17 protein-coding genes and 1 riboswitch are annotated in these 20,050 nt (G+C 61.7%); of the genes, 9 read left to right on the forward strand and 8 right to left on the reverse strand.

Annotated elements, in window-relative coordinates; translation table 11 throughout:
* The 8 genes from AC1DTN_RS15485 to AC1DTN_RS15520 all read left to right on the forward strand — a co-directional run.
* On the forward strand, window positions 1-2,841 hold a 2,841-nt coding region (locus AC1DTN_RS15485), incomplete at its 5' end, for an aminotransferase (protein WP_477921609.1).
* A 522-nt stretch (window positions 2,842-3,363) separates the two neighbouring features.
* Complete coding sequence (locus tag AC1DTN_RS15490; RefSeq protein ID WP_025669973.1) at window positions 3,364-3,558, forward strand: hypothetical protein; 195 nt, start codon at window positions 3,364-3,366, stop codon at window positions 3,556-3,558.
* Between the two features lie 138 nt (window positions 3,559-3,696).
* Window positions 3,697-4,692, forward strand: coding sequence for a P1 family peptidase (locus AC1DTN_RS15495; protein ID WP_439017050.1), 996 nt, complete (start codon window positions 3,697-3,699; stop codon window positions 4,690-4,692).
* Between the two features lie 44 nt (window positions 4,693-4,736).
* Window positions 4,737-5,657, forward strand: a complete 921-nt coding sequence (locus AC1DTN_RS15500; RefSeq protein ID WP_439017049.1) for a LysR family transcriptional regulator — start codon at window positions 4,737-4,739, stop codon at window positions 5,655-5,657.
* Between the two features lie 150 nt (window positions 5,658-5,807).
* Complete coding sequence (locus tag AC1DTN_RS15505; RefSeq protein WP_439017048.1) at window positions 5,808-7,337, forward strand: ABC transporter substrate-binding protein; 1,530 nt, start codon at window positions 5,808-5,810, stop codon at window positions 7,335-7,337.
* Window positions 7,338-7,380: 43 nt separating this feature from the next.
* A complete protein-coding gene (locus tag AC1DTN_RS15510) occupies window positions 7,381-8,328 on the forward strand; it encodes an ABC transporter permease (protein ID WP_439017047.1) in 948 nt (315 codons plus the stop codon).
* A complete protein-coding gene (locus AC1DTN_RS15515; RefSeq protein ID WP_477921759.1) occupies window positions 8,328-9,191 on the forward strand; it encodes an ABC transporter permease in 864 nt (287 codons plus the stop codon). Before AC1DTN_RS15510 ends, AC1DTN_RS15515 begins: the two co-directional genes overlap by 1 nt.
* A 36-nt stretch (window positions 9,192-9,227) precedes the next feature.
* Window positions 9,228-10,616, forward strand: a complete 1,389-nt coding sequence (locus tag AC1DTN_RS15520; protein ID WP_477921611.1) for an amidase — start codon at window positions 9,228-9,230, stop codon at window positions 10,614-10,616.
* Window positions 10,617-10,631: 15 nt separating this feature from the next.
* Here AC1DTN_RS15520 and AC1DTN_RS15525 read toward each other — a convergent pair whose 3' ends face one another.
* The 3 genes from AC1DTN_RS15525 to AC1DTN_RS15535 all read right to left on the reverse strand — a co-directional run bounded on the left by AC1DTN_RS15525 (window position 10,632) and on the right by AC1DTN_RS15535 (window position 13,454).
* Entirely contained in the window at window positions 10,632-11,486 is an 855-nt protein-coding gene (locus AC1DTN_RS15525) for a C40 family peptidase (RefSeq protein WP_477921612.1), read from the reverse strand.
* A gap of 37 nt (window positions 11,487-11,523) precedes the next feature.
* Window positions 11,524-11,874, reverse strand: a complete 351-nt coding sequence (locus tag AC1DTN_RS15530) for a MarR family transcriptional regulator (RefSeq protein WP_037100586.1) — start codon at window positions 11,872-11,874, stop codon at window positions 11,524-11,526.
* A gap of 188 nt (window positions 11,875-12,062) precedes the next feature.
* Window positions 12,063-13,454 carry a leucyl aminopeptidase family protein gene (locus AC1DTN_RS15535; RefSeq protein WP_477921613.1) on the reverse strand — a complete coding sequence of 464 codons (1,392 nt, stop codon included), beginning with the start codon at window positions 13,452-13,454 and terminating at the stop codon, window positions 12,063-12,065.
* Between the two features lie 137 nt (window positions 13,455-13,591).
* On the opposite strand from AC1DTN_RS15535, the gene AC1DTN_RS15540 reads away from it, so the two are divergent.
* Window positions 13,592-14,425, forward strand: coding sequence for a tetratricopeptide repeat protein (locus tag AC1DTN_RS15540; RefSeq protein ID WP_037100581.1), 834 nt, complete (start codon window positions 13,592-13,594; stop codon window positions 14,423-14,425).
* Window position 14,426: 1 nt separating this feature from the next.
* On the opposite strand, the gene AC1DTN_RS15545 is transcribed toward AC1DTN_RS15540, so the two are convergent.
* The 5 genes from AC1DTN_RS15545 to AC1DTN_RS15565 all read right to left on the reverse strand — a co-directional run bounded on the left by AC1DTN_RS15545 (window position 14,427) and on the right by AC1DTN_RS15565 (window position 20,039).
* Window positions 14,427-15,059, reverse strand: coding sequence for a LysE family translocator (locus tag AC1DTN_RS15545; protein WP_477921615.1), 633 nt, complete (start codon window positions 15,057-15,059; stop codon window positions 14,427-14,429).
* A gap of 74 nt (window positions 15,060-15,133) precedes the next feature.
* Window positions 15,134-15,213, reverse strand: a riboswitch (ZMP/ZTP riboswitch).
* A gap of 32 nt (window positions 15,214-15,245) precedes the next feature.
* On the reverse strand, window positions 15,246-16,229 hold the full coding sequence (locus AC1DTN_RS15550; RefSeq protein WP_007827278.1) for a type II secretion system F family protein: 984 nt from the start codon (window positions 16,227-16,229) through the stop codon (window positions 15,246-15,248).
* 15 nt (window positions 16,230-16,244) lie between these two features.
* On the reverse strand, window positions 16,245-17,252 hold the full coding sequence (locus AC1DTN_RS15555; protein WP_037100577.1) for a type II secretion system F family protein: 1,008 nt from the start codon (window positions 17,250-17,252) through the stop codon (window positions 16,245-16,247).
* A 1-nt stretch (window position 17,253) separates the two neighbouring features.
* A complete protein-coding gene (locus tag AC1DTN_RS15560) occupies window positions 17,254-18,738 on the reverse strand; it encodes a CpaF family protein (RefSeq protein ID WP_477921617.1) in 1,485 nt (494 codons plus the stop codon).
* Window positions 18,739-18,761: 23 nt separating this feature from the next.
* Entirely contained in the window at window positions 18,762-20,039 is a 1,278-nt protein-coding gene (locus AC1DTN_RS15565; RefSeq protein ID WP_477921619.1) for a CpaE/TadZ family protein, read from the reverse strand.
* Between the last annotated feature and the right edge of the window lie 11 nt (window positions 20,040-20,050).

A 20,050-nucleotide genomic window follows, 5' to 3' on the forward strand; every position in this document is an offset into this window, starting at 1 on the left:
TACGGGCTTTCCGGCACGCTGTCCGAACTCGGCAGCCAGCAGGACCGCAACTACCGGCTCGACACGGAAGACGGCCGCTATGTGCTGAAGATCTGCCATGCCGCCTACGAGACAGAAGAGCTCGAGGCGCAGAATGCGGCGATCCACCATTTGCGCGCCAAGGCGAGTGCGCCGCGTGTTCCCAACGTGATGGCGTCCACCGAGGGGCAGGAGATCGTTTCCGTCAGCGTGCGGGAGCAGGATTACCAGGTCCGTTTGCTGGAATATCTCGAAGGCGAAGGCCTGACCCACCGTGCCTATCTCGCGCCCGCCTCGGTCGCGGCGCTCGGCGCGCTCTGCGCGCGGCTGGCTGAGGCGCTTGCCGATTTTACCCATCCCGGACTCGACCGCAGCCTGCAATGGGACCTGCGCCGCGCCGGGCCCGTGGCCGTGCAACTGCTTTCCTCCATTACCGACAGCGCCGCGCGCGACAGGATCGCCAAGACGATGGTCATGGCTGTGCGCCGCATCCAGCCGCTTGCGCCGTCACTGCGGCTTCAGGCGGTTCATCACGACGTGACGGGTGATAATGTCGTCAGCCGCCCTGATCTGCACGGGCGGCCTGTTCCCGACGGCGTGATCGATTTCGGCGACATCATCCGCGGCTGGCTGGTCGGCGACCTTGCCGTGACCTGCGCCTCTCTGCTGCATCAGGCAGATGGCGATCCCTTTTACATCCTGCCGGCAGTGAAAGCCTATCACGAGATCTATCCGCTGATCGAGGACGAGCTGAAGGCACTCTGGCCGCTCATCGTGGCGCGCGCCGTCATCCTCGTCGCCAGCAGCGAGCAGCAGATCGCGATCGACCCTGACAATGACTATGTCAGAGGAAATCTGGAGGGCGAACGGCGCATCTTCGATACGGCGATGTCCGTACCGTTCGAACTGATGGAAGCGGCTATCCTGAAAGCGGCCGGTGTCGATATTGCCGGTGTCAATACGACGGACTGGCAGTCGCTCTTGCCGGAGATCGATCCTGCAGCCATCGCCTATGTCGATCTCGGCGTGCAGAGCCCGCATTTTTCTGACGGCAACTGGCTGGCGACCGACATGGACTGGCGGCTTCTTGCCCGTGCTGCGGCGGAAACGGGAACCGCGGCGACGCGTTACGGCGAATATCGCCTGTCCCGTGCCGGCTTGCACCACGCAAAAGTCCAGGCGACCTATGCCCTGCATATGGATATCTGCCTTGCGGCAGGCAGCGTCGTTGCGGCGCCCTTTGCCGGTCGGATCACCTGGTACGACCAACATCTGGTCCTCACAGGCCCCGACATGAAGCTGCATATCGACGGCATCGAGCTTTCAGTCGAGGACGGCAGCGAGGTCGCCGCCGGTCAGGGGCTCGGCACGGTCTCCGGCGAGACGTCCTCACTCGGCGGATTGCGCCTGCAGCTTTGCAGCATCGCCGGCTTCGAGCCGCCACTCTTTTCGACACCGCAACAAGCCGAGGCGTGGTCCGCGCTCTGCCCCTCGCCTTCGGTGCTCCTCGGGCCGGGTGCCGATGCACCAAAACCCGAAACGGCAGCGCTTCTCGAGCTGCGGCAGGCGCATTTCGCCAGTCCGCAGAAGAATTATTACGCGCACCCGCCGCAGATCGAGCGCGGCTGGAAGGAGCATCTCTTCGATATCGAGGGTCGCGCCTATCTCGACATGGTCAACAATGTCACGATCCTCGGCCATGGTCATCCGCGCATGGCGGAAGCGATCGGCCAGCAATGGCTGATGCTGAACACCAATTCGCGCTTCCACTATGCCGCCGTCGCGGAATTCTCGGAGAGCCTAGCATCGCTGGCGCCCGACGGCGTGGATGCCGTGTTCCTGGTCAACAGCGGCTCGGAAGCCAACGACCTGGCGCTGCGGCTTGCCTGGGCGCATAGCGGCCGACGCAACATGGTCTGCCTGCTGGAGGGCTATCACGGCTGGTCGGTGGCAAGCGACGCGGTCTCCACCTCTATTGCCGACAATCCGCAGGCGCTGACGACAAGGCCGGACTGGGTTCACGCCGTCGTTTCGCCCAATACCTATCGCGGCCAGTTCCGCGGGCCGGAGTCGACTGCAGATTATCTCGGCACCGTGATGCCGGTGCTGGAGGCCATCGATGCCAAGGGCGAAGGGCTGGCCGGCTTCATTGCTGAATCGGTCTATGGCAATGCCGGCGGCATTCCACTGCCCGACGGCTATCTCACGGAGGTCTACCGGCAGGTGCGGGAGCGCGGCGGCCTCTGCATCGCCGACGAGGTGCAGGTGGGCTATGGGCGGCTCGGCCATTATTTCTGGGGCTTCGAGCAGCAAGGCGTCGTGCCCGATATCATCACCATCGCCAAGGGCATGGGCGATGGCCATCCGCTCGGCGCCGTCATCACGACGAAGGAGATCGCCGTTTCGCTGGAGAAGGAAGGCTATTTCTTCTCCTCGGCCGGCGGCAGCCCGGTCAGTTGCGTTGCCGGCATGACGGTTCTCGATGTCATGGCCGAGGAGCGGCTGCAGGATAATGCCCGGGAGGTGGGCGACCATCTGAAGGCGCGGCTGGCAGCACTCATCGACAGCTACCCGATCGTCGGCGCCGTGCATGGCATGGGCCTCTATCTCGGCCTCGAATTCGTGCGCGACAGAACGACGCTGGAGCCGGCGACCGAAGAGACGGCGGCGATCTGCGACCGGCTGCTGGAACTCGGCGTCATCATGCAGCCGACAGGTGATCACCTGAACGTGTTGAAGATCAAACCACCGCTCTGCCTGACCGAACAAAGTGCTGATTTCTTCGTCGACATGCTGGAAAAGGTGCTTCGAGAAGGCTGGTAGACGGGGGAACTTCGGCCGTTAACCATTTCGGTCTTTTCGAGGCTTTGCGATTTTTAACGAAAAGCCCCATTGCCGGAATCAAATCGACTTCCTATGTCTGCCTCGGCGATTTCGAGGCGTCTCGAACCGTCACATTGATTGCACGAAGGCGTGATACAATTCTTCCTGCAAATTGAAATGTGGTGGAATGAAATTTTTCGGATCGCCGATATTTTGACACGTTTCGGAATATGTTTCTTATAGGCCATCAGCTATTCTCTACTAAGTTAGTAGATTAAAGAGATGGTCTTTCACCGGCCCCGGGCTCTACCGGGACCACGCAAGTGCAACGCCAATACAAGGAACGAGACATGATCGATTTCGCAATTCTCGCCAGAGTCCTTGGGCGATCTGTGCTTGGCAATGACCGTCCGGGCGCCCTCTCCCGCCCGAACTGTCGAATGTGACGTTCGTCCCCTTTCAACGGTAACAGACAAGTCAATTCGCCATAGCCAGCGCATCCGCGCGGCAGGAGTTCTACGCATGAAAAAAGAAGTTATCGAATATGCAGGCATCCCGGTCGGGATCGTCATTCCGGACGATGACCGGTTGAAGTTCATTGCCGTCAAGTTCCATGTCCATGACCTCGACGAGCAGCATTTCAGCTCGCCCGCCGAGGTGAAGCTGGCCATTCACGACCTGATGACCCGCCGCCACCCGAAGCCCCTTCATGCCTGACGCAGAACGCGGCTTTAATACTCAGAGGATTTCCGACCGGCCCGGCAAAACGGGCCGGTCTTGTTTTTTGCCAGTCTTGTCTTTTAAACGCATTTGACTTCCTATCGGCGCGCTTCCCTTCAAGACAGGAGCCAGCGCTTGTCCGATCTTCTCAACCTCCTCACCGATATTGAAGGCGTCTCCGTCGGCCACGCAACCGACCTCTCGCTTGGTTCCGGCGTCACGGCCATTGTCTTCGATGAACCGGCAGTCGCTTCCGGCAGCGTGCTCGGCGGTGCGCCGGGCGGGCGCGATACAGCGCTGCTCGACCCTTCCATGGTCGTCGATGCTGTCGACGCCTTCGTGCTGTCGGGCGGATCGGCCTTCGGTCTCGACGCTGCGGGCGGCGTGCAAGCAGGCTTGCGAGAGATGGGACGTGGATTTCAGGTCGGCCCGGTTCGCATTCCGATCGTGCCCCAGGCGATCCTGATGGATCTGCTGAATGGCGGCGACAAGGATTGGGGCGTGCATTCGCCCTATCGCGAGATGGGCTATGAGGCCGTGAAAGCCGCCTGCAAGGGCGCGTTCGATCTCGGCACCGTTGGTGCGGGCACGGGGGCAACGACCGCGACCTTCAAGGGCGGGCTCGGCTCGGCAAGTGCGGTCAGCAGCGCCGGGCATCGCATCGCGGCCATCGTCGCCGTCAATGCCGTCGGTACGGCGACGATCGGCGAAGGCCCGCATTTCTGGGCCGCCCCCTTCGAACAGAATGCAGAATTCGGCGGGCTCGGCTTGCCCAGCCTGATGGACCACAGCCTGCGGCTGAAGGGCGTGAAGACGACGGCCACGACGATCGGCGCCATCGTCACCGATGCATCGCTGATCAAGGCGGAGGCGCACCGGCTTTCCATCGTCGCCCATGACGGGCTGGCCCGCGCCGTGTTGCCCGCCCACCTGCCGCTCGATGGCGATACGATTTTTGCGGCTTCCACCGGCAAACACAAGCGCAACGACATGGCAAGCCTGATGGAATTGTGTCATCTGGCCGGGATCGTCATGGCGCGGGCGATCGCGCGCGGCGTCTACGAGGCGACGGCGCTTCCGGTGCCGGATGCGCTGATGGCATGGCGCGACCGCTATCCGGCCGGACGCTAGTTGCCTAGATTACATAAAAGAGCCTCACGGCGGAGAACGGGTGAATGCAGATTCGGGCGCTGATGTATTTCGACGAGCTGGTGCGAACCAACTCCATGCGCCAGGCCGCCGAAAACCTGAATGTCGCGCCGACGGCCATCAGCCGGCAGATCGAGAACCTCGAATACCACTTCGGCGCGCCCCTTGTGGAACGCAGCGCCCGCGGTGTGAAGCTGACGGCTGCCGGCGAGCTGCTGGCGGCGCGTGCCGGGCGCACCCTGCGCGAGCTCGATCATGTGCAGCAGCTGATTGAGGATCTGAAGGGCCTGCAGCGCGGCCGCGTCAACATTTATGCAAACGGCGCAACCGTTGCTAATCTGCTTGCGCCTGCGCTGGCCGAATTCAGCCTGAAATATCCCAAGCTGCGCTTTGCCGTGACGATCACCAGCGCACGGGCGGCCATCGAAGCGGTCAACAGTGCGGAAGCCGATATTGGGGTGACCCTGTTTGCGCCGCCGATGTCCGGCACCAAGGTGCGGCTGCGCTCGGAAATCGCCTACGACCTCATCACCTCGCCGAGCCACCCCGCAGCGGCGCGTCCGGATATTCCCCTGAAGGAATTGGCCGATTACGCGCTGGCTCTGCCCGATCAATCCTTTGGTTTTCGCCAGGCCTTCGACGCGCTCTTCGAGAAGGAAGGGCTCAGCCTCGATCCGGTTTTTGTGACAAGTTCGCTGGAGATGCTCAAGGAACTGGTGTTGAGCAACGCGGCGGTGACGCTGCTGCCGGCGCTGACCGTTCGCCGCGAGATCGAGGCCGGGCAGCTCTGCGCCATTCCCTTTGCCGGCAAGACCAGCATCCGCACGCATGTCGATCTCTGCGTGGCGCCCGATCGACAGCTTTCCTTTGCCGCAACGAAGCTTCTCGATTTCATCGAACGCTTCATGCGCGAGCAATCGAACCGCAAGACCGACAGCAAAGAGTAGAACTCGCGGACTTGCATCAAGGCAAGAATTGCGGTGTAGCTTTTTCGGCTACGCTGAGCACACAAAATCGTCATTGTGTGTGCACTGCCGTAGTGTCACTCTACTCGCAAAAGGGATCCGCCAAGCAGCGGAACCAAACAGGGGAACAGGATGATCAAGGTCTCGCTCGTGCCGTCGGCGCGTCTCATGCGGCGTCTTTCCATTGGTGCGGCGCTTTTCGCCGGCATCATGATGCTGGCGCTGACGCCCGCCGAAGCCGCCAAGACCACACTCAATCTCGGTATGAGCGTCGAGCCTGCTGGACTCGACCCGACGATCGCCGCACCGGTCGCCATCGGCCAGGTCACCTGGCAGAATGTCTTCGAAGGGCTGGTCAGCATCGACGAGACCGGTAAGGTGCAGCCGCAGCTCGCCAAGAGCTGGGAAATTTCCCCCGATGGCCTGACCTATACGTTCAAGCTGCAGAGCGGCGTGAAATTCCACGACGGCGAGGCCTTCGATTCGGCCGCCGCCAAGTTCGCTCTCGACCGCGCCCGCGGCAAGGATTCCGTCAATCCGCAGAAGCGCTTCTTCGCGTCGATCGCCTCCATCGACACACCCGATGCCGAAACATTGGTGTTGCATCTTTCCGCCCCGACCGGCAGCCTGATCTACTGGCTCGGCTGGCCGGCCTCCGTCATGGTCGGCCCGAAGTCTGCAGCGGACGACAAGACGACGCCTGTCGGTACCGGACCGTTCAAATTCTCCACCTGGGCCAAGGGCGATCATGTGGAACTGGTCAAGAACGCCGACTACTGGAACAAGGACGGCACGGCCAAGCTCGAAAAGGTGACCTTCCGCTTCATCAACGATCCGCAGGCACAGGCGGCAGCACTGAAATCCGGCGATCTTGACGCCTTTCCGGAATTTGCCGCGCCGGAGCTGATGAGCTCCTTCGATGGCGACGCGCGTCTCGCGACCAAGGTCGGCAATACCGAGCTCAAGGTCGTTGCAGGCATGAACAATGCCCGCAAGCCTTTCGACGACAAGCGCGTGCGTCAGGCCCTGATGATGGCGATCGACCGCCAGACCGTCATCGACGGCGCGTGGTCCGGCCTCGGCACGGCGATCGGCAGCCACTATACGCCGAACGATCCCGGTTATCAGGACGCGACAGGCGTGCTGCCTTACAATGTCGAAAAGGCCAAGGCACTGCTTGCCGAAGCCGGCTATCCCAGTGGTTTCACCTTCACGATAAAATCGCCACAGATGACCTACGCCCCGCGCAGCGCGCAGGTGATGCAGGCGATGTTTGCCGAAATCGGCGTGACCATGAACATCGAGCCCACGGAATTTCCGGCGAAATGGGTGAAGGATGTGATGACCAGCCGCGATTACGACATGACGATCGTCGCGCATGCCGAGCCGATGGACATCGATATCTATTCGCGTGATCCCTATTACTTCAACTACAAGAACCCCGCCTTCAACGATCTCATGAAGAAGGTGCAGGAGACTACTGATACGGCCGAACAGGCCAAGATCTACGGCGAGGCACAGAAGATCCTCGCCGAGGACGTGCCGGCGCTCTACCTCTTCGTTATGCCCAAGCTCGGCGTCTGGGACAAGAGGCTGAAGGGCCTGTGGGAGAACGAGCCGATCCCGTCCAACGTTCTCAGCAACGTTTCCTGGGAAGATTAAACAACCGAGTGCGGGCGGCGACTGACAGGGTGATGAAGACGATATGATCGCACTGCTTTCCCGCCGCCTTGCCGGCCTTGCCATTACCCTTCTCGTTGTATCGCTGGTGATCTTCGCCGTCATGGATCTGCTGCCCGGCGATCCTGCTTCGATTATGCTCGGCACTTCGGCAAGCCCGGAGACACTGGCGGCGCTGCGGCATGAGCTCGGCCTAGACCAGCCGCTTCTGTTTCGTTACGGCCAATGGCTTGCCGGTGTCTTCTCGGGCAATCTCGGACAATCCTACACCTATGGCGTTCCGGTCGCCGGGCTGATTATCGAGCGGTTGGCAGTGACGCTGCCGCTCGCGCTGATCGCCATCATGCTCTCGGTTTTGATTGCCTTGCCGCTCGGCGTGCTGGCGGCGGCGCGGCGCGGCGGCATTGTGGATGCGATTGCCACGGTCTTCTCGCAGGTCAGCATCGCCGTGCCGGCCTTCTGGGTGGCGCTGCTGCTCATCATCCTGTTTTCCACTACGCTCGGTCTCATGCCGGCAGGCGGTTTTCCGGGATGGGACGCCGGGCTTCTGCCTGCATTGCAGGCGCTGGTGATGCCGGCCGTAGCGCTGGCTCTGCCACAAGCCGGAGTGCTGACGCGCGTGACGCGATCTGCCGTGCTCGACACAATGCATGAGGATTTCGCCCGTACGGCCGTCGCCAAAGGATTGGCGCGCAGCACCGTGCTCTGGCGGCATATCGTGCCGAATGCACTGGTCCCGATCCTGACCATCCTCGGGCTGCAATTCACCTTTCTCGTTGCCGGCGCGGTTCTGGTCGAAAACGTCTTCAACCTGCCGGGGCTTGGCCGGCTTGCCTTTCAGGCGCTGTCGCAGCGCGACATCATCGTCATGCAGGATGTCGTGCTGTTCTTCGCGAGCCTCGTCATCGTCATGAACTTCATCGTCGATCTCTCCTATCTCGTGATCGATCCGCGCATGCGAAAGGCGGCATGATGGCACCCATCGTCTCCTCCGCCATCATTCCGCGACGCAGAAGCTTCAGGCTTAGCCGGCGAAAGAATCTGATCGCCGGAGCCGTGATCGTTGGCTTTCTGGCCGCGATAGCCCTGCTGTCGCTTGTCTGGACGCCGCTGCCTCCGGCAAAGATGCAGATCATTCACAAGCTGCAGCCGCCGCTTGCCTTCGGCCTGCTTGGCACGGACCAGTTCGGCCGCGATGTGCTCTCCATGCTGATGGTCGGATGCTGGAATTCGCTGTCGATCGCCGTCAGCGCGGTCGCCATCGGTGGGACGCTTGGCTCGATCGCCGGCATTTCCGCGGCTGCGATCCGTGGCCCCTATGAGACGCTGATGATGCGCGCCTGCGACGTGATCTTCGCCCTACCTCCGATCCTTTCGGCCATGATCCTCGGCGCCTTTCTGGGACCGGGGCGCTTTACCGCCATCACGGCAATCGCGGTCTTCATGGTACCTGTCTTTGCCCGCGTGACGCTCGCTACCTCCTTGCAGGCCTGGAGCCGAGATTACGTTCTGGCGGCGCAGGCGATCGGCAACAGCCGCTTCACGATCTCGGTCCGACATGTGCTGCCGAACATCATAAGCCAGATCATCGTGCATGCGGCGATCCAGCTCGGCCTCGCGATCCTGACGGAAGCCGGCCTTTCCTTCCTCGGCCTCGGCATGGCGCCGCCGGCACCGACCTGGGGGCGAATGCTGGCGGATGCCCAGACCTTTCTGTCGCTGGCCCCGTGGCTGGCGATCCTGCCCGGCCTTGCGATCGCGCTCACCGTCTTCGGCTTCAACATGCTGGGTGACGGGCTGCGTGATCTTTTCGACCCGCGCGAAGCGAGCCGCTGATGTCCTCCCAAGACAAAACGCCCGAAAGACCAGATCATGCTAGATACCGATTTCACCATTCGCGAGCTCCGGCAGCACTTCACTGACAAAAGCCTCTCGCCGCTCGAATACTGGCTTGCCCTCGAAAGGCATATCGAGGCCTGGGAACCTTCGATCGCAGCGCTTTATCTCTACGATCCGCAGGCGGCGCGCGAGCAGGCGAAGGCATCGAACGAACGTTGGATGAAGGGTCGAACACTCGGTCCGCTGGACGGCATCCCGGTCACGCTGAAAGAGCTGATCGCGACCAAAGGCCAGCCAGTACCGCTTGGCACGAAAGCGATCGAACTGAAGCCCGCGGAAGCGGATGCCCCGGCGGCGGCTCGTCTGCGGGAGGACGGCGCAATCATCTTCGCCAAGACGACCTGCCCCGATTACGGCATGCTCTCTTCGGGCCTTTCCAGCTTTCATCCTCTGAGCCGCAATCCCTGGGACATCACCCAAAACCCCGGCGGTTCGAGCGCTGGCGCCTCGGCGGCAACCGCTGCCGGCTACGGGCCGCTGCATGTCGGCACCGATATCGGCGGCTCTGTGCGCCTGCCGGCGGGCTGGACCGGCGTCTTCGGCTTCAAGCCAAGCCATGGGCGCATTCCGGTCGATCCCTATTATGTCGGGCGCTGTGCGGGGCCCATGACCCGCACCGTGGAGGATGCCGCCTATTCCATGGCGACCCTTTCCCGTCCCGACTGGCGCGACGGCACCAGCCTGCCGCCGAATGACTTCGACTGGATGGATCTCTATATCGATCTCAGCGGCATGCGGATCGGGCTGATGCTCGATGCCGGCTGCGGTCTTGCGGTCGATGAAGATGTGAGGATAGCGGTCGAAGCAGCCGCGAAGCTCTTCGAGAAGGCGGGAGCGACGATTGTTCCAGCCGCGCCAGTGCTGACGCGCGCCATGCTGGATGGGCTCGACACTTTCTGGCGCTCGCGTTTCTGGGGCGACATTGCCGGGCTCAGCGAGGAACGCCGCGAGAGCATTCTTCCCTATATCTACGAATGGGCGAAGGGCGGAGCCGATGTCAGCGGCGTGGATGCCGTCAAGGGTTTCAATCAGACGATCGAGATGCGCAAGACCTGCGGCCGGCTTTTCACCGAGGTCGATGCGGTGTTGTCACCGACCAATCCGATCGTCTCCTATCCGGCCGAATGGCCCTCGCCGACCAACGATCCGAAGCTGCCCTTCGAACATATCGCCTTCACGGTGCCATGGAACATGTCGGAGCAGCCGGCGTCGTCCATCAATTGCGGCTTCTCGAAGGGCATGCCGATCGGCCTGCAGATCGTCGGGCCGCGCTTCGATGACATGCGTGTGCTCAGGCTTTCGAAAGCCTTCGAAAACTGGACGGGTGGCGTGAAAAATTGGCCACAGCCACCGACTGCCTAGAGCGATTACGCAATTTTAGAACGGCCGGCGATAGCCGGTCGGCTGCTCATAGAGCCAACCGATGCGCTCGACGGCGGCCTCGAAATTCTCGCGCGCAACGGTCATCGTGTGGCCGTTGGCATGGATGATCATTTCCGGATCTTCGAAAACGGCGACGTGGCCTTTCCAGAAGACCAGATCGCCGCGGCGCACTTCCGAACGGTCGATCGGCTCGCCGAGATCAGCCGCCTGCATGTCGGTATCCCGCGGCGCGCTTCTGCCGGTCATCTGCAGCGCAAGCTGGACGAGGCCGGAGCAATCGATGCCGAGGCCGGAACGGCCGCCCCAGAGATAGGGCGTTTCCAGAAAGCGGGCGGCGATATCGACATAATCCTGGCCGTCCAAGGCACCCAGCGGCTGCAGGTGCTTCGAGAAGATCGCAGTGCCGTCATCAAGGACCAGATAGTGATTGCCGCGCGCTTCCGCTTCGCCGGCAATATGGACGCGGCTACCCATGGAAAGCACTGACCTATAGGGTTTACGCAATTCCGGTTCGGGATAGAGGAAGGTGCGCTGCGGAACGACGATATGGGTCGGGGCCGTCGCTGCTTCTGCAACTGCGTCCTCGGGCAGGTAGCCGACATAGCCGTCGGATGCGGCTTTGACCCAGCACCAGCCGTCGGCGCGATCGAATATCGTGACATCCTCGCCATAGAGCAGTTCCGTGTCGATGCCGCGGGCAAAGTCCGGCTGGGGCCGCAAGGCAACGACCGGGACGCAGACGCGGGCCGGCGTGCCGTTCACAAAGCGCGTCGCTTCGACCTTGCCCTCAAGGCCGGCTTCCGCGAGATCCGGGCGATAGGCGTGGAGGCGGCGGTCGAGCATCGTCATGGCATTCCTTTCAGATGGCCTTTCAGCCGGGGGCCTCTCAGACCGGAAGCTTGCGGCCCTGCTCGCGCACGAGGTCGCCGAGCTTTTCGAGATAAAGCGCGCCGCCAACGGTACGCTTGATGATGACGTTGCGCCGGTCGGCATCGTCGCGGACGCGATCGACGAGGCCCATTTCCCCCATCGTATCCAGCGCCCGGGTGATGACCGGCTTCGTCACGTTCAGCGTCGCAGCCAGTCCGCGCACGGTATGCGGCGGCGGCACCAGATAGATATGCAGCAGGATCGCCATCTGGCGCAACGTCAAATCTCTGTTGTCGTGACGGACTTGGTTGAGCGCCACACTGTGCCAGAGGCCAAGCGCCTGCGAGGCGGTCAGTTCAATCGGCACGGCCCCTCCGGAAATCGTTACGCTAACGTTTCATTTTCCGGCAGTTACAGCGCGCAAGCAAGAGGCGGCACAGAATGCCGCCTCACAAGGTGAATAAAATTTTAACGATTGGCTCAGCGAAGGCTTTTGCTTTCACATGTCGTTATAGCCAAACCGCTGCACACTTTTGCGCGACATGCTTTGGCGGCTCAGCGGACGTTGTGGCGGATATGGTGGTAAAGCGCGCGAATTGCCTGCGCCTCGCCGCCTCCAGGCGAATGTGCGCGCTCGTTCGGTGCCCAGCCGTAGATATCGAAATGCGCCCAGCTCTTTGCTTTGCTGACGAAGCGCTTCAGGAAGAGTGCTGCGGTGATCGCACCGGCCATACCGCCCGCCGGAGCATTGGTGATATCGGCAAACTTGGTGCGGATGTCCTTCTCGTAGCCGGCGTAAAGCGGCAGCCGCCAGAGCGGATCGTCCGTCTCGAGGCTTGCTTCCGTCAAGTCGTGAGCGAGGATCGCATCATCGGTGAAGAAGGGCGGCAGATCGGGGCCGAGGGCAACGCGAGCAGCACCCGTCAGGGTCGCCATGTCGATCAGCAGATCGGGTTCTTCCTCGTCTGCATAAGCGAGCGCATCGGCCAGAATCAGGCGACCTTCGGCATCGGTATTGTCGATCTGGACCGTCAGACCCTTGCGGCTCTTGTAGATGTCGCCGGGGCGGAAGGCATTCGACGAGATGGAATTCTCGACGACCGGGATGATGACGCGCAAGTCCACCTTCAGCTTGGCATCCATGATCATGAGCGCCAGGCCCATGACGTTCGCGGCACCGCCCATGTCCTTCTTCATCAGCAGCATGGAGGAAGCCGGCTTGATGTCGAGGCCGCCGGTGTCGAAGCAGACGCCCTTGCCGACGAGCGTCACCTTGCGGTGGCCCTTCTTGCCCCAGCGCAGCTCCAGCAGGCGCGGCGCGTCGGCGCTGGCGCGGCCGACAGTGTGTACCAGCGGGAAGTTTTCCTTGAGCAGGTCGTCACCGATGATGACCGACATCTCCGCCTTGTAATGGGCGGCAAGGCCGCGGAAAGCAGCTTCGAGCTGCTCCGGACCCATGTCGTTGGTCGGCGTATTGATCAGGTCGCGGGCGAGGAAGACGCCGGCGAGCTGGCGCTTGATCTCATTGCCGTCGGCATCGCGCGGGATCATCAGCGTCGCAGCCGGGGATTTTTCAGACTTGTAGCGGTCGAAACGGTAGCTGCCGAGGCCGAAGCCGAGCGCCAGACGGTTGGCCGTCAGCGGTGCGGTCTCGACATGCCAGTCGCCGGCCGGAAGTGCGCGGGCGAGCTTGCCGGTTATAAAAGGCTGTTCCGATGGATTGCTGCCGAGGCCGAAGAGCGCGCCGCCGAGGTGACCCTCGGCGGTGGGGATCAGCAGCACCGAGCCKCTTTCCGCCTTGTAGCCGGCCTTGCCGGCCCAATCGAGCGCGATCGGATCGATCGTGCCGGTTTCGATATGGGCGGGCGTGACGGCGAAGATGGGCAGCGTCGACCCACCCTTGGTGTTGAAAGGCGTGGGTCTTTCGATGAATTGGAAGGGGGCCATGATTGTCCTTAGCGGCGGGGCAGAATCATTTCTTAACTGTATGTTAGGGTTAACAGACTATTGCTGGAGCGAAGATTGCGTCAAACCTTTCCCTGTTCCGTTTCGAGGTCAGGCGCCGATTTATTCAGGAACGCGCAATGCCCTTCTCGGCCTCTACCCCTTTTAAGAAGCGTGTTTTTCAGGGAACCGTGGCTCTTCTCGCCATGCTCGCCCTCGGCGGCTGCTCGACAACATCAAAGGATCGGATGACAACCGGTTCGATCCCGAAACTCGACAGGCCAGTCGAGCAGATGGATGCCAACGAATTGCGGGCCGCCATCGACCGCGTCGGCCAGGCCTATGAGAAGAACCCGCGCGATCCCGTCAACGGCGTAAACTACGCCAATCTGTTGCGCATGAACGGACGCGACGCGCAAGCGCTCGCCGTCATGCAGCAGGTTGCCATCGCCAATCCCGCTGACCGCAACGTGCTTGCCGCCTATGGCAAGGCGCAGGCCGCCGCGGGGCAGCTTCAGCAGGCGCTGGATACGATCGGCAGGGCACAGACACCCGATCGGCCCGACTGGCGGCTGATCTCGGCGGAAGGCGCGATCCTCGATCAGATGGGCAAGCCAAGCGACGCGCGCCAGCGTTACCGCGATGCGCTCGATATTCAGCCAAATGAGCCATCGATCCTTTCCAACCTCGGCATGTCCTATCTTCTGACGGGCGATCTGCGCACGGCGGAAACCTATCTTCGCTCGGCGGCAGGCCAGCCTTCTGCCGACAGTCGCGTGCGCCAGAACCTTGCCCTCGTCGTCGGCCTGCAGGGCAGATTCCCCGAGGCCGAGCAGATTGCGCGGCGCGAGCTTTCGCCGCAGCAGGCCGATGCTAATGTCGCCTATCTCCGCGGCATGCTTTCCCAGCAGAACTCCTGGCAGAAGCTCGCGGCAAAAGACACGACGTCGCCTGCTGCCGCCAACACCAACTGACCTATTTGCTGCTCAGTCCCGAGAGGATGAGACGCAGGCCGAGGCCGGCCATGACAGCGCCTGCCGCCCTGTCGATCCAGACCTTGGCGGCGATATAGAGCTTTCGCGGATGATGGGCCGAGAAGGCAAATGCCACAATCGCATACCATCCCGCCTCCACCAGGAAGACGCCCACTGGCAGCGCCAGCAAAAGCTCCGCCGGCACGGTTTTGGGCAGCAGTGCTGCAAAGATGCTGGCGTAGACAACGATCGTCTTCGGATTGCTCAACTGCGTCAGCAGAGCAGCCGTAAAACTGCGTGCCGGCACGCTTTTACCGGCGACATCGCCCGACAATACAAGCGGCTCGCTCGCTCCCTTCCAGATCGCGAAGGCGATATAGAGCAGGTAGGCTCCGCCAGCGATCTTCAACACCAGATAGAACCACTCGAATTGTGAAAGCAGCGCCGTCAAGCCGGCAAGCGCAAGGATGGCAAAGGTCACGCCGCCGATGCCCATGCCGAGTGCAGCGGCAAGCCCGTCAAAGCGGGAACGGGAAATGGCAATGCGCGAGACGACGACGAAACTCGGGCCGGGGCTCATGGCGCCGATCATCAAAGCGCTGATGATGCTGATAAAGATGCCCAGAGAGGACATGGCAAAACTCCATTTTTCACACAATTCCGGACTCAAAACCGCTGTATAGTTTTGCCGGTATTGCTCACGTGATCAAGGGTTGCCGAGGCGGGCGGCGCGAAGTTCCGCGCTTACCGATGGGTCGCCATCCGTTTCGCCAGTCACGCGGAAAAGCAGGGTCGTCGGATCTTTTGACGGCGACAAGCGTCAGAACCGGTCGGCAACCTGGATGCCGGCAGGACCAAGGATGACGGCGACCAATACCGGCAGGAAGAAGAGGATCATCGGAACGGTCAGCTTCGGCGGCAGGGCAGCAGCCTTCTTTTCCGCCTCGTTCATACGTTCGTCGCGGCCTTCCTGCGCAAGCACGCGCAGCGCCGTCGCAACCGGCGTGCCGTAACGGTCCGCCTGCATCAGTGCCTGGGTGACCGAACGAACGAGATCAATCTGGGTGCGAGTTGCGAGATTCTCGAGCGCGACGCGGCGATCCGGCAGGAAGGAGAGCTCAGCGGTCGTCAGCACCATTTCTTCGGCAAGCGGAGGCGATTGTTCGCCGAGCTCTTCGGAGACGCGACGCATTGCCGCTTCGATGGAAATGCCCGATTCCACGCAAATCAGCATCATGTCCAGCGCGTCCGGCCAGGCGCGCTTGATGGATAGCTGACGCTTGCCCATACGGTTGGAGATATAGATGTTCGGTGCATAGAAGCCGATATAGGCGATACCGATGACGATGAAGACTCGTATCGGCAGGCCCTTGTCGGCAAGATTGCCGAGGCCGAACATCCAGAATGCGGCAACGGCCAGGAAGAGAAACGGCAGAAGAAAGCGCGCAACGAGGAAGGTATTCAGCGCATTTTCCGAGCGCAGACCAGCCGCGCGCAACTTGTTCATCGTGTTGTCGTCGACAAGCGCCTTGCGCAGGTTGAAACGCTCGACGATCTGGCGGACGGATCGATTGTTCTGGTTTCTGAGCGTGGCCTTGCTGCCGACATCGGCATTCAGACGGGCGCGCTCGCGGGCGCGGATCTGCTCGCGCTCGGTCGAGACGGCCTTCATGCGCTTGTTGAGATCACCGCGCTCGAAAAAAGGAACGGCAAGCGTGTAGAAGGTGGCGAAGACGGCGATGGCGACGAGCACCGCCACGATCATGGCGGGATCGGTCAATGTTGCGGCGAGTTCCTGCGACATGCTGCTTTGCTCCCGCTAGATATCGAAGTTGATCATGTTGCGCATCACGAAGATGCCGATCGACATCCAGACCGCCGAAAAGCCCATGATGAAGTGGCCGCGCGGATCGGTGAACAGGATCATCATGTATTGCGGCGACGTCAGGTAGACGAGCGTGGCAACGATGAATGGAAGGGCGCCGATGATGACGGCAGATGCCTTGGCTTCCATCGACAGCGCCTTTACCTTGGCCTTCATCTTCTTGCGGTCGCGCAACACCTTGGAGAGATTGCCGATCGCTTCCGACAGGTTGCCGCCGGCCTGCGACTGGATGGCGATGACGATCGCGAAGAAATTGACTTCCTGCAACGGCATCTGATTGGTCATGCGGGCGCAGGCTTCGGGTACGCTGAGTCCGACCTGCTGCGATTCGACGATACGCCGGAATTCGCCCTTGACGGGCTCGACCCCCTCGGTCGCAACGAGGCGGATCGCATCGTTCAGCGGGAGGCCGGAGCGGATGGAGCGGACGATGACGTCGAGCGCATTCGGAAATTCATCGAGGAACTTGTTCTGCCGGCGCGAGACGAGGAAGCCCACCACCCAGCGCGGCAGACCAAGCCCTGCGACCACGGGCACGCCAAGCATGATCGGTGTCGATGCGCCGGCGATGAAAAGCACGACCAGCAGCACAAATGCGAAGAGCGCGCTGAAAAGATAGAAGCGGGCGGGCGTGATCGGCAGTCCCGCCTGCACCAGGCGGGATTTCAGCGACAGTGTCTTCTTGGTCTTTTCGTGCTGCCGCTTTTCGAGATCCTTCAGGTTGTCCTGCACCGATTTGCGGCGCTTCGACAGTTCCTGCACACGGTCGCGGGCGGCCTTGACCTTGGTGCGATCGAGTTCGGCCGATTTGACGCGGTTGATGCGGCTTGCCGATTTCTTGTCGCTCTCGATACGCGAGAACAATATGGCATAGCTCACCGCGGCCGCCGCAACGGCTGCGAGAACGACAATTGCCAGCACTGTCGGATCGATGCCAAACATCTCAATCCTTCGATTTCGATTCCATCTCGTCGAGCGCGGCGGCGAGGCGTTTTTCTTCGTTGTAATAGCGGGCGCGATCCCAGAAATGCGGCTTGCCGATACCGGCGGACATATGGCGGCCAATCAGACGGCCGCTGGCGTCCTCGCCTTCGATCTCGTAGCGCATCAGGTCCTGAGTGATGATGACGTCACCTTCCATGCCGATCACCTCGGTGATCTGGGTGATGCGACGCGAACCGTCACGCAGGCGCTGCGCCTGGATGATGACGTCGATCGAGGAGGAGATGATCTCGCGCACGGTCTTTGCCGGCAAGGTGAAGCCGCCCATGGCGATCATCGATTCCATACGGCTCAGGCATTCGCGTGGGTTGTTGGCGTGGATCGTGCCCATGGAGCCGTCGTGGCCGGTGTTCATGGCCTGCAGAAGGTCGAAAACCTCAGGTCCGCGCACTTCGCCGACGATGATGCGTTCGGGGCGCATACGCAGGCAGTTCTTGACGAGGTCGCGCATGGTGATTTCGCCCTCGCCTTCGATGTTCGGCGGGCGAGTTTCCAGGCGCACCACATGCGGCTGCTGGAGCTGCAGTTCGGCCGTATCCTCGCAGGTGATAACGCGCTCGTCGCGGTCGATGTAGTTCGTCAGGCAGTTCAGAAGCGTGGTCTTGCCGGAACCCGTACCGCCGGAGATGATGACGTTGCAGCGAACGCGGCCGATGATCTGCAGGATGGTCGCGCCTTCCGGCGTGATGGCGCCGAAGCGCACCAGCTGATCAAGCGTCAGCTTGTCCTTCTTGAATTTGCGGATGGTGAGTGCCGGGCCATCGATGGAAAGCGGTGGCGCGATGACGTTGACACGCGAGCCGTCAGGCAGGCGCGCGTCGCAGATCGGGCTCGATTCATCGACGCGGCGGCCGACCTGGCTGACGATGCGCTGGCAGATCGACAGAAGCTGCGAATTGTCGCGGAAGCGGATTTCGGATTCGATCGTCTTGCCGCCGACTTCGATGAAGGTCTGGCCAGCACCATTGACCATGATATCGGCAATGTCGTCGCGCGCCAGCAGCGGCTCCAGCGGACCATAACCCAGCACGTCATTGCAGATATCCTCGAGCAGTTCCTCCTGCTCGGAGATCGACATCGCGAAATTCTTGATGGTGATGATATCGTTGACGATATCGCGGATTTCCTCGCGCGCGCTTTCGCCGTCCAGCTTGGAAAGCTGCGAGAGGTCAATCGTATCGATCAGCGCGGAAAAGACCTGCGCCTTGGTATCGTAATATTCGTCTGTCCGGGCCGGGCGCTTACGCTGCGGCGTCTGCATCGGCGGCGGTGCCACCTGCTGGCGGACAGGCTCACGCGACGGTTCGACGAGCACTGCGGGACCGGATGGGGCTGCCGGGGCGGCAGCCGGCATCGGCGGCGGCGGAGCGGCGACACCGCCGGCACCGGCCTTTCCGAAACCTTCATTTCCGCGTTTTCCGAACATTGATCCGATCCAATTCTACTCGTTCACTTACGCTTCAGAAGGCCGAGAAGGCCGCCCTTCCTGGATTTCTTGATTGCCACGCGACCCGTGACGATGTGCGAGATCTGCGAAAAAGTCTCCGCCGTCGGCGACTTCGGATCGACCTCCGAAATCATCCGGCCACTGTTGGCGGCGTTTCCGAAGAGGCCGATATCGAAGGGAATGATGGCAATCGGTTCGACTTCCAGCGGCTCGCAGAAATCGGAAACCGAGATTTCCGGCCGCTTCGGCATACCGACCTGATTGAGAATGAGATGCGGTACCTTGTCGTTCGGGCGTATCTTGCGGAGCGCATCGAGCATGTTCTTGGTGTTGCGCAGGTTGGCGAGATCGGGAACCGCGCAGATAACCACTTCGTCGGCGCTTGAGAGTACCGTACGGGTCCAGTCCGACCAGGCATGCGGAACGTCGAGCACCGTTACGGGCGCGCTGCGCTGCAGCACATCCATGACAGGCTGGAAGGCCTGGCCCTCGAAATCATAGGCACGGTCGAGAAGCGAGGGGGCGGCCAGCAGCGAAAGATGCTCCGAGCATTTGGTCAGCAGGCGGTCGAGGAAAACCTCGTCAAGCCGCTCCGGCGCAAAGACGGCCTCGGCAATGCCCTGCGCCGGATCCTGATCGAAATCGATGTTCGCCGTGCCATAGGGCAGGTCGAGATCGGCCAGGATCGTTTCGGTCGAGAACAGGTTCGAGATGCCGAAGGCGCAATTATGAGCGATGGTCGATGCGCCGACCCCGCCCTTGGCGCCGATGAAGGCGATGCTGCGGCCAAGCGGCTCGGCTTCCGGATCGACGAAGATCGTCGCCATTGCGCCCATGATATCGGGCATGGCGACGGGTTGGACCATATATTCGGAAATGCCGTTGCGGATCAGATCGCGGTAGAGACCGATATCATTGTAGTAGCCGACGATGATGACCTTGGTCGAGGGATCGCAGACGGCAGCGAGCGGAGCCAGTTCGGCGAGCAGGCCGGCGGAGTTCGCCCTGGTCTCGATGATGATCAGGTTCGGCGTCGGAGCGCCTGAGAACATGTTTGCAGCAGCAGCCGTGCCGCCGCTGGTGATGCGCAGACTGACTTTCGACATGCGCCGGTCATTGGCGCAGCGCTCCATCACCCGCTGCAGTCCTTCGCTCTCGCAGAAGGCATGAACGGAGATGCGCGGCAGCGGCCGCATGTTTTCCAGTTCGCCCATGCGCATTGCCTCTTCGGCATGGCGGAGTTCGCTGTTATTCTTGATCTCGTAGTCGACGGTGCTCATCGTTCCATCCC

This window comes from Rhizobium sp. 01T444 (genome assembly GCF_056398305.1).

Excerpts from the sequence above, each read along its gene's own strand:
- AC1DTN_RS15510 (WP_439017047.1), top strand. The coding sequence starts at position 7,381 with ATGATCGCACTGCTTTCCCGCCGCCTTGCCGGCCTTGCCATTACCCTT.
- AC1DTN_RS15560 (WP_477921617.1), bottom strand. The coding sequence starts at position 18,738 with ATGTTCGGAAAACGCGGAAATGAAGGTTTCGGAAAGGCCGGTGCCGGC.
- AC1DTN_RS15525 (WP_477921612.1), bottom strand. The coding sequence starts at position 11,486 with ATGACGATGCTCGACCGCCGCCTCCACGCCTATCGCCCGGATCTCGCG.
- AC1DTN_RS15490 (WP_025669973.1), top strand. The coding sequence starts at position 3,364 with ATGAAAAAAGAAGTTATCGAATATGCAGGCATCCCGGTCGGGATCGTC.
- AC1DTN_RS15555 (WP_037100577.1), bottom strand. The coding sequence starts at position 17,252 with ATGTTTGGCATCGATCCGACAGTGCTGGCAATTGTCGTTCTCGCAGCC.
- AC1DTN_RS15505 (WP_439017048.1), top strand. The coding sequence starts at position 5,808 with ATGATCAAGGTCTCGCTCGTGCCGTCGGCGCGTCTCATGCGGCGTCTT.
- AC1DTN_RS15520 (WP_477921611.1), top strand. The coding sequence starts at position 9,228 with ATGCTAGATACCGATTTCACCATTCGCGAGCTCCGGCAGCACTTCACT.
- AC1DTN_RS15565 (WP_477921619.1), bottom strand. The coding sequence starts at position 20,039 with ATGAGCACCGTCGACTACGAGATCAAGAATAACAGCGAACTCCGCCAT.
- AC1DTN_RS15515 (WP_477921759.1), top strand. The coding sequence starts at position 8,328 with ATGGCACCCATCGTCTCCTCCGCCATCATTCCGCGACGCAGAAGCTTC.
- AC1DTN_RS15545 (WP_477921615.1), bottom strand. The coding sequence starts at position 15,059 with ATGTCCTCTCTGGGCATCTTTATCAGCATCATCAGCGCTTTGATGATC.
- AC1DTN_RS15550 (WP_007827278.1), bottom strand. The coding sequence starts at position 16,229 with ATGTCGCAGGAACTCGCCGCAACATTGACCGATCCCGCCATGATCGTG.
- AC1DTN_RS15500 (WP_439017049.1), top strand. The coding sequence starts at position 4,737 with ATGCAGATTCGGGCGCTGATGTATTTCGACGAGCTGGTGCGAACCAAC.
- AC1DTN_RS15540 (WP_037100581.1), top strand. The coding sequence starts at position 13,592 with ATGCCCTTCTCGGCCTCTACCCCTTTTAAGAAGCGTGTTTTTCAGGGA.